This is a genomic window from Synechococcus sp. H55.9 (genome assembly GCF_047462355.1).
Classification (GTDB): Bacteria; Cyanobacteriota; Cyanobacteriia; order Thermostichales; family Thermostichaceae; genus Thermostichus.
This window is the reverse complement of the sequence record NZ_JANSJB010000042.1, coordinates 3512-12677: the sequence shown is the minus strand read 5'-3', so window position 1 is coordinate 12677 and position 9166 is coordinate 3512. Positions and strand designations below refer to the sequence as shown.

Here is a 9166-nt window from a genome sequence, read left to right as displayed (position 1 = left end):
CCGTGCCCCTGCGGCAGAAGGTAGGTCTCTCCCCCGCTACCCTGGAGATCTTGCAACAGGGGCTGCGGGATGTGGTGGTCTACGGCACCGGCGGCAACGCCAACCTGGGGCCGGGCTTTCCCCCTACCGCCGGCAAAACCGGCACCGCCGAGGATCCGCCGCGGCGCTCCCACGCCTGGTTTGTCGGCTATGCCCCCTACGACCGGCCCGAATTGGTGGTCGTGGTCTTTCTGGAAAACAGCGGCGGTGGGGGTGGATCCCGGGCGGCCCCGATCTTCCGCGAGCTGATGCGGGCCTACTTCCGACCTGAGTCATAAGTGAGCCGACCGGGCACAAAAATTATCTGCGCAGCCTCTTTTCTCCCCAAAATTGCCTCAAGCCCCCCTAAAACCCCTATCCCAGCAGGCTTCTGACCTAACTTGGCTGTAGAATATGTCAGTGATTTGGAGCCAAACTGCCACAATCCTGCCATTCGCGCCAGCGGCGCCTTGGCGCAGTGCAGGGCAAGCCCCGCTCCTACAGACTGAAGACACTCTGGGCCGTGGTTGCTTCGCAGCCCCTCGCGAGTACGCGGCCAGAGACTGTTCTAACCCTATTGCCTAACTCACGAGGAGATCAGGATGAACAAGGCAGAGCTTGTGGATGCCGTCGCTCATCGCGCCAACGTAACCAAAAAAGAAGCGGAGGCCGTCATTTCGGCAGCGCTGGAGATCATCGTTGAAGAGGTCGCATCCCGCGATGAAAACGGCGAACCCAAGGGGAAAGTGACCCTGGTGGGCTTCGGCTCCTTTGAGGCCCGCAAACGCAAACAACGGGAAGGTCGCAACCCAAAGACCAACGAGAAGATGGTGATCCCAGAAAGCATTGTCCCCGCTTTTACGGCGGGCAAGTCGTTCCGCGATGCAGTGGCAGGGGGGAAATCTTAATTTCGCCGGGTGGGGACTCGCTTGCTGGGTAAGGCTCTTCTCAAGGCATGGGGCGGCCTCGGCATGGTGGCAATCGGGCTTGGGGAGCGGCGATTGCTGGCTGCTCTCCGGAGGAGATCCTGGATTTTTCGGCCAGCCTGAACCCGCTTGGCCCCCCGGCGTCGGTCTTGCAAGCTCTGGCTCAGGCGCTGTCCGCAGCAGAGCCGGTTGTGATCAGCCGCTACCCGGATCCCGACTACCGCGACTTGCGCATCTGCTTGGCCAACCATTGGGCAGTCGAGCCCGAGTGGATTTTTGTGGGCAATGGGGCGGCGGAGTTGCTCACCTGGGCCGCCCGCGATGCCCAAGGGCGGGAAGTATGGCTGCCCCAGCCTGCTTTTGGGGAGTATGCACGGGCCCTGGCGGCGGCGGGGGTGACCGTCAAGCCGTTGCCTTTTTTCCCCGCTCAGGGATCCCCTGATTTTGGCCTTCTGCAAGAACCCCTGCCGGCGGCAGGCAAGAGCAGCCGGGTGCTTTGGCTGAACAACCCTCACAACCCGACGGGCCGGCTGCTCCTGCAACAAGAGATCCTGCCTCTTTTGCCCCAGTTCGAGCGGGTGGTGGTGGACGAGGCTTTTATGGACTTTCTGCCAGGGGACTCTCCCCGGGATCCGCCCAGCCTGAGCTCTGACTCCAGTCTGTCGGCAATGCCCCGCAGCCAAACGGTGATCCCCCATCTGGCAGCTCACCCCAACACCATCGTCATCCGTTCCCTGACCAAGTTTTTCACCCTGCCCGGCTTGCGCATTGGCTTTGCGGTGGGGCACCCGGATCACTGGCGGCGCTGGCGGCAGTGGCGGGATCCCTGGAGCGTCAACGGATTGGCGGCGGTGGCGGTGGCAGCGGCTCTGGCGGATGAAAACTTTCGCCGGCGCACCCTGGCCTGGCTGCCCACGGCGCGGGAGCATTTGCTGAGCGGTCTGCAGGCGCTGCCCGGCTGGGATCCCTGGCCCGGCCAAGCCAACTTTGTGCTGGTGCGCTGCCCCGGCTCTGCCACCCAGATTCAGGAGAAGCTGTTGCGGCAACACCGCATCCTGGTGCGGGATTGCCTGAGTTTTCCTGAGTTGGGGGAGCGCTACTTGCGCATTGGCCTACGCACCTTGCCGGAGCAGGAGCAGTTGCTATCGGCCTGCCGGGAGATCCTGGAGAATAGCTAGGGATTTTTCTGCGGGAGAGATGCTGATGCCCGAAGCTACTGTCCTTTGGCCGGAATGCGATGCCCCCATCGTGCGAGGGGTGGCCCATTACAGCGATCTGGAGCTGCTGCGGGCCTTTCAACGGCAGCCGGAGGTGGCGCGCTACTTCATCGGCCTGTTTTGCCGCTACTGCAAGTGGGTGGACGGGATCCTGGCCGAACATCTGCCGCCCGAGCAATGGGCCGCCTATCGAGAACAGGTTTGGTTGCGGCTTTACCTGCGCCTACAGCGCCTGGATGTCCGCAGCCTTCTGGGAGAAGCGGCTGGTCGAGGGGATCCCGTGCTGCAACCCTGGCTGGCAGAGCAAACTCGTGAGCTGCTCCAAGCTTTGGACGGGATCCCCGCCGAGAAAGAAGCCGCTCCTTCGCAGGCTGTTGGTGGCGGCGGGACCAAGTCCTCTCTGTCGCCGGCACTGGCCTGTTATTTAAGCGCCGGCTTGGACACCTTGCCGGGAGACCTGCGCTTCATTCTGCTGCTGCGGGATTGCTTTGGCTGGTCACCGGCCCGCATTGCCGCCCAACTCAAGGCCGACGGATACTACCTTGCCCCAGAAGATGTGGATGCCATCGTTGCCTCTGCCCGCCAGATCTTGCTTCAGCACCTGCCGGCAGATGTGTGTGCCCTCTACCTCGAGGCAAAGTCCTAGAAGACTGTCATGGTCTTATGGCAGGGTAATAGAGCGCTGGTAGTCCTTGTTGGCAAGGCAGGTTCTCCTGTTAAGCTGTTTCCGGCTGTCACAACAGTTAACCGGCATTGTTTGCCGTCAGACTTGTATTAAGTTGAGTGTGGGCTGTCTATGAGTCCTTCTCCGCTTCTTCCAGACACTACCCAACCCGTACCTACGGCACAGCAGTCCCCATCCCATTCAGGTTCTCAACCTGCTCTTCAGGAAGCGCTGGGCCATCTGCACCTGGATGTGCTGAAAGAATTGGAGCGGTTTCGCCTCTGGCAGCGTTTGCAGCGCACGAATTCTGGGCCGCCGCCGCGAGCAGGTCAGCTCAGGAATACCAGCTCTGGGCAGCGCTCCTCACCTGTGCTCATTCAAGAGGTGGTGGAAGACCTGGAAGAAGAAGAGATGCCACGGCCCTCTGGAGCCTTTTCGCCCCTCTGGGTCTTGCTGCTGTGGGTGCTCTCTTGCGCCGGGATTGGCTTTGGGGTGCGCTGGCTGATCTGGCCGGCAGAACTGTCTCTGCCCCCAAGCACTGCCAACAGAGCAGAAGAAAGGAGCCCCATCCAGGTGGATCTGTCCCGGTTGCCCTTGATCCCACTGGAACCGCTGCAAGGGCAGGTGGGAGAGGAGTTCTATTCCGGCAGCTTGGATCCGAGTCGGCTGGCGCTGGGCTTGACGACCTCCCCAGACTTGAGGGACTTGCAGATCGCTCCCCTTCAAGACGTTCCCAACCTGCTGGATAGCCTGCAAACCGACTTGGTCTTGGCTGCCGCAGAACCCTCTCGGCCCAGAACGGTGGAGCAGTTGGCGGCCAGTTTGGAGCGCCCCTCTCAACCCTCATCTCCCACCTCTGTGGGATCCCTGACCCTGGTGCCTCTGGGCAACAACGATCCCGATACTTTGGGGCCGAACCGCGGCGAGGGCACCTTCTTGGTGCTTACCACCTACTCGGGGGCCGAGAGCTTGGCGCGCGCTCGACAAGTTTCCGATGGGGCCTTTGTGAAAGATGTGAATGGCCAGAAGTTTGTGCAGTTGGCAGCATTTGAGCAACTGGAATATGCCCGCTATCACGCAGAAACCCTGAAAAGCAAGGGCTTTAACGTCACGATTGTTGAGCAGTAGCTTTGATGACTACAGATCCCGAAGCCAAGGGATCCGAGACAGCGGCAGCCGCCGCCAGATTCCTTCGCTCCCTGCTGGATCGAGCCAACGCCAGGCCAATAACCCGGCTGCCGAGAGGAAAACCAGGGCCAGCAACAAGGCAAGAGCATTCTGTAGGCCTTGCAAAAGGGGCCCAAGGCGGGTTGGGCTCGACCCGACCCGAGCAGGTGGCTTCGCTGAAGCTGGAGAAGGACTCAGGGGACGGACGGGTGGAGCGGGGCTAGAAGAGGAAGCCAATCTGGCGGCAGGAATGGCCGGCCCTGGCAACCGCTTCAAAGCCGTGGCCACAGCCTGAGGGCGCTGCTGCTGACGCAGCCACCGGTTCAGTTCTGCCAGGGAGATGGCACAGAGGTTGTTGAGACCTATACCCTGAATTCGCCCCACCAAAGGCCGGTCGTTGCTAACCACAACCACCAGCGTTCCCGGCTGCTGTTGGGCCAGGGCATAGGCGCAGTCGGCAATTGCCTCTTCCAAGCGGATCCGCAGGGACTGATCGCTGGCAGCGGCACCGCCCACCAGGGCCCGGGCTTCCGAGACGGCAAACCCCAGGCCAGGCCAGCGGCGCAAAAACTCGCGGGCCGTCGATTCTTCTTGGGGATCAATGGCCTGTCGGGTCAAGCGCTCCAGCTCGGCCATCACCGCCTGCGGCAGCACACACACTCCAAAGCGGGCCCACTCCTGCCATAGGGCCAAGCGACCGGCCAGGATCACCTGGCTGTCGAAGACGAGGAGAGGCGGGATCTCAGCCATAGGATGCGCCAGCGCTGGACTCAACCTCAATTGTGCAGCCTCTCTCAAGCCTTGGGTAGCAGGGATCCCTCGGCCAGGCAGAGGCGGATGGCCAGCGGGTAGAGGCGGTGCTCCTGAGTTTGGATGCGCCGGTAAAGGGATTCCACGGTATCTTCGGGCAGAACCGGCACGGCTGCTTGGGCCACGATGGGGCCGCTGTCCATTTCCAGCGTGACCCGGTGAACGCTGCAGCCGGCGATTTTCACACCGCACTTCAGAGCTTGTTCAACGGCTCGCAGGCCCTTGAAGCTGGGCAACAGGCTAGGATGCAAATTCAAGACGCGATCCGGGTAAGCAGACAACAACACCTGGGTAACCAGGCGCATCCACCCGGCCATGATCACCCATTCCACCTGATGCTGCCGGAGCACCTGGACGATGGCGGCATCCAGATCTTCACGACGGGGGTAGTCTTGATGGTTGAGCACAAGGCAAGGGATCCCTCGCTTTTGGGCCCGCTGCCGCACGTAGGCTATGGGATTGTTGGTGATGACCACAGCAATCTGGGCCTGCAGCTCACCTGCCTCAATGGCTTGAGCGATAGCCTCGAAATTGCTGCCATTGCCGGAAGCCAAAATGCCGAGGATCCCCGGCTGAGAAGGCGCCGGGATCCCGTTGGGATCCGGCCAGAGTAAGCTGGGTAGGTTCATGAGCGTTGGGCGGGAAAGTCTGCAGCCCCGCTATTTTAAACCCAGATAGATTCTCTGCTGATTCTGGCTGGGCTCATCTGGAAAGGGATGCAAACGCTCGCTGCAAGAAGTAGAGATTTGGAGTCAACTGCAAATCGGTGGTAACCCCCCGATAAATTGGGTAGTATGCCTCTAGCGGTAGCGCAAAGGGCGGAGTTTCCGGACGTGTTCGGCTTTCTTGGCGGTTCCAAAACTCAAACCATGCTTGGGGTGGACATCAACCCCGAGCGCATTGCCGTTGCCCAACTGAAAAAACAGGGCAATGGTCGCTATCGTCTGGCCCACTACCATAGTGTGGAAATGCCAGAGGGGGCAATGATCGAGGGGCGCATCCTCGATCCGAGCACGGTTGGCTTGACCCTGGCCAACTTGTTGAACGAATACAAGGTGCCCACCAACTTGCCGGCAGCCACAGCAGTGCCCGTAAGAGAGGCCATCGTTCGTCTCATTCGCCTGCCTGCCGACCTGCCTGCCGACGAGCTGCGCCGGGTGGTCTTGGAGCAGGAGGCCGAACTCTACATTCCCTACCCACGGGATCAGGCAGATGTAGATTACCAACCCCTCGGTCTAGACCTTTCCCAGGATGGCATTGAGCGCATCGAAGTCTTGCTGGTGGCCATCCCAAAAGAGGTGGTGGACAACTACCTAGAGGTGCTGCAGGCGGCCAACTTGAAGGTGCGCTGTGTGGAGCTGGCCAGCTTCTCCCTCATTCGCACCATCCGCGACCAGCTCATCCAGCACAGCCCTCAAGAGGCGGTGTTGCTTGGCTCCATCGGCTACGACAGCAGCGAGATCAGCATCTTGGTCAACGGCATCCCGCAATTTACCCGCACCGTCAACATCGGCACCATCCACATGCGGCAGGTGCTGGCCCAATCTCTGAATTTGCCGGTTAGCCGCACCGGCGACCTGTTGCGAACTCTGAGGTTACCCCTGCTCAACCCCGTCGATGTTTTGGCCACGGGAGATCAACCGATTCCCAGCAATCCCGGCATAGCAGCAGTGACGCGCGTTGTCTCCGATTTGGCGGATGAACTGAAGCGCTCCATCGACTTCTTTACGAGCACAGAAAGCAGCTTCCCGGTGGTGAAAGTCTTGCTGGCCGGGCCGGGGGCCAGCATTGGCCAGATGGATGGTTTCCTATCTCAGTCGTTGAGCGTGGCGGTAGAACTGGCGGATCCCTTTGGCAACATCCTTGTGCCGGATTCAATCGAGGTGCCCTTGGAGGAGCGCCCGGCGATGGGGGTGGCCCTGGGGCTGGCCATGCGGGAAGCCGGCAAGTAACGACAGGGATCCCTCGAAGGCACTATCCAACAATGAGCGAGCAATGAGTGAGGCGATTGGATGTACACACCGGAAATCAATTTTCTTAAGGAAAGGCCGGAAGTTCCCACCACCGTTCAGACAGGGGCGGTAGCCGCCCCGACAACTGCCGCCGGAGCCGAGAGCTGGGCTTTGGCCATTGGCCTGGGGGTTGCCGTGACTGCTGTGGCCATGGGAACTTTTTGGTATTTCCAAGACAGCTTTTCCCGTCAGCGGAACACTCTGAGGGCAGAGCGAACCCGCCTCGACGGTGAACTCAGCACAGCCAATGCCGAGTTGACCCGACTCCAGGGCCTCAGCCAAGAATTACAAACCATTCGCACCCAGACGGAAGGGTTTCGCTCTTTTCTGGGATCCGTCCAGCCCTGGTCGGCCATTTTGGAAGAAGTGCGGCGCAGGATCCCTGGCCGAGGGGTGTGGATAACCAACATCAGCGCCTCTGGGGATACCGTGAACATCCAAGGCGGGGCGCTGGATTTTCCCTTGGTGAACGACTTTTTGCTCACCCTGCTGGATTCCAACTTCGTAACCAGTGCCGTTCTCAACAGTGCCTCTCGAGTGGAGGGCACACCTGAAACTGAACCCAGCGTCACCTACGGCCTAACGGTTACTATTCGGACCATAGGGGATCCCGACCCAGAGTTTACCCGCGAGCTGGAGCAGCGGGGAGCAATAGGCTTGGTGGAAAAGATCCGCATTCTGCGTCAAGTGGAGGGGAACTGATGACTGGCTCGGTAGAAAGTTTTCACGACGACCAACTAATGGCACCCCCGGCAGGGCCGCCGATATTGTTGGGGGTCGAGCTGACTCCCATTCGCATTGGCCTGTTGATCGGGATCCTGGGCCTGGGCGCGGCGGGCTTTTTGGCCTTCACCCAACTCCGTCCTCTGATCAGAGAGGTGCAAGCCTTGGAAAGAGAGGTGGCCCAAAAAACCAGCCAGTTGCAGGAGGTACAGGGCCAGATTGCCGGCTTACAGGACGTGCCCAACCAAATCGAGAGGGCTCGCGTGCAGCAGCAGCAGATCAGCGCCTTGCTGGCCACCCCTGAGAATGCCGACACGCAACTGATCGATCTCAACCGGCTGGTGCGGGGACAGCCCAACAGCGAGCTGCGCAGTTTTGCCCCTTCTCCCCTCACCCCTGCTTCTTCGGCCAACTCCGAAGTGCCCGCGATCATTGCTCCGGCCATCCAGGTGCAAACCACCCGCGTCGCGGTGCGGGGCCCCTATACGGACATCATCAATCTCATGAGGGATGTAGAGCGCCTACGCACCTTGTTTCGGGTGAGCAACATCAGCCTAAATCCTGTGCAAGATACAGGGGAGCTGGACGCCGCTTTTGATTTGATTGCCTACATCTACAACAAGGACGTTCCCTTGGGCACGGCCCCTGCACCCGAAGGACAGACCCCCGCCGAAGGACAAGCTCCCCCCGAAGCAGGACAGCCAACACCTGGCCAATAGGCCAGCCTGTACCCCGTTTGTGCCCTGGTGGTTCGCAGCGGATCCTGCTGCAAGGGGATCTCCTTGGGAATTGGAAAAGACAACCCAGAGGCACCGATACAGGTAGTGTTCCTATGTCGAAGATCGGGGAAAAACCACCCATAAAGCCACTACGGGTAGTGGCAAAGGCCAAAATTTCGGCTTTGATTAGGGAAGCACTGGCTAAACCCGTGCTGAAGTAAAGCAAGAACACGCTTGGCTAACGGAGTGAGGTGTGAGGATGATGAACCGTCGAGTTGCCTGGGGATGTGCATTGAGCTTGATCCTTTCGCTGCCTCTGTTGGCTGTAGAAAGCCAACTTGAGGAAGCCGCCGCTCAGCAGTTGACCTCCGCCAATCCACAAAGCCTCAGCCGCATCACCGATATCCGCCTGGTGCCCCACGGCAACCGCATGAAGCTGGAGATCAACACCGCAGGGGGTGCCCGTCCACAGGTGTTCTTTACCCAACAGGGCCGGTCTTGGATTGGGGATATCACCAATGCTCAACTGGATGGCGGTCAAGGCCGCTATCGTCAGGAGTCTCCCTTGCCGGGAGTGCGCTTCATCGAAGCCAAGCAACTGGGCAGTGACAGCGTGCGGATAGAAATTGCCGGTGTTGCGGCAGCTCCCCAGGGCTTGCTGGCCCAGCGCAGCCCAACACAGTTGGTCTTCGAGTTTGAGGGCTTGCCCTCTGCCCCACCGGCTCCTGTAGCTGCCGCGCCCAGCCAAGTAGCGCCCAATCAACCGGCCTCGCCAACCCGACCTCAGCCTGTGGCCCCGCCGCCGGCTCCTGCCGCCCCTTCGGTTGCTCAAAACCCTCCTTCTCCCCAGGGAACAGCCCCTACTCCTCAGCCCCTTGCCCAAAACTCCTCCTCTTCCCCGCCAGCTCAG

The 9166-nt window shown here is 60.5% G+C and carries 11 protein-coding genes; 9 read left to right on the top strand and 2 right to left on the bottom strand.

Features of this window, described 5'->3' with window-relative positions:
* The 5 genes from NW857_RS07185 to NW857_RS07165 form a co-directional block, all read left to right on the top strand.
* On the top strand, positions 1-317 hold a 317-nt coding region (locus NW857_RS07185), incomplete at its 5' end, for a penicillin-binding transpeptidase domain-containing protein (RefSeq protein WP_414368480.1).
* Positions 318-620: 303 nt separating this feature from the next.
* Positions 621-926, top strand: coding sequence for an HU family DNA-binding protein (locus NW857_RS07180; protein WP_414335200.1), 306 nt, complete (start codon positions 621-623; stop codon positions 924-926).
* A gap of 47 nt (positions 927-973) precedes the next feature.
* A complete protein-coding gene (gene cobD, locus NW857_RS07175) occupies positions 974-2122 on the top strand; it encodes a threonine-phosphate decarboxylase CobD (protein WP_414335201.1) in 1149 nt (382 codons plus the stop codon).
* Between the two features lie 25 nt (positions 2123-2147).
* Positions 2148-2807 carry a hypothetical protein gene (locus NW857_RS07170; protein ID WP_414335203.1) on the top strand — a complete coding sequence of 220 codons (660 nt, stop codon included), beginning with the start codon at positions 2148-2150 and terminating at the stop codon, positions 2805-2807.
* Between the two features lie 150 nt (positions 2808-2957).
* Complete coding sequence (locus tag NW857_RS07165; RefSeq protein WP_414348375.1) at positions 2958-3953, top strand: hypothetical protein; 996 nt, start codon at positions 2958-2960, stop codon at positions 3951-3953.
* A 9-nt stretch (positions 3954-3962) separates the two neighbouring features.
* Here the strand turns inward: NW857_RS07165 and NW857_RS07160 are convergent, their stop codons facing one another.
* Both NW857_RS07160 and purN read right to left on the bottom strand, forming a co-directional pair.
* Positions 3963-4742 (bottom strand): hypothetical protein, encoded by a 780-nt coding sequence (locus NW857_RS07160; RefSeq protein WP_414335206.1) that lies wholly within the window; start codon positions 4740-4742, stop codon positions 3963-3965.
* A 44-nt stretch (positions 4743-4786) separates the two neighbouring features.
* Positions 4787-5431, bottom strand: coding sequence for a phosphoribosylglycinamide formyltransferase (gene purN, locus NW857_RS07155; protein WP_414335208.1), 645 nt, complete (start codon positions 5429-5431; stop codon positions 4787-4789).
* Between the two features lie 165 nt (positions 5432-5596).
* Between purN and pilM the strand changes: the two genes are divergently transcribed.
* From pilM to NW857_RS07135, 4 genes are all read left to right on the top strand, one after another.
* Complete coding sequence (pilM, locus tag NW857_RS07150; RefSeq protein WP_414348377.1) at positions 5597-6754, top strand: type IV pilus biogenesis protein PilM; 1158 nt, start codon at positions 5597-5599, stop codon at positions 6752-6754.
* A 60-nt stretch (positions 6755-6814) separates the two neighbouring features.
* Positions 6815-7516: a PilN domain-containing protein gene (locus NW857_RS07145; protein WP_414368474.1), complete on the top strand. Its 702-nt coding sequence runs from the start codon at positions 6815-6817 to the stop codon at positions 7514-7516.
* Positions 7516-8256 carry a hypothetical protein gene (locus tag NW857_RS07140; protein ID WP_414341968.1) on the top strand — a complete coding sequence of 247 codons (741 nt, stop codon included), beginning with the start codon at positions 7516-7518 and terminating at the stop codon, positions 8254-8256. The genes NW857_RS07145 and NW857_RS07140 overlap by 1 nt, the downstream gene beginning before the upstream one ends.
* A gap of 292 nt (positions 8257-8548) precedes the next feature.
* The coding region (locus NW857_RS07135; protein WP_414336264.1) for an AMIN domain-containing protein at positions 8549-9166 on the top strand (618 nt) is incomplete at its 3' end.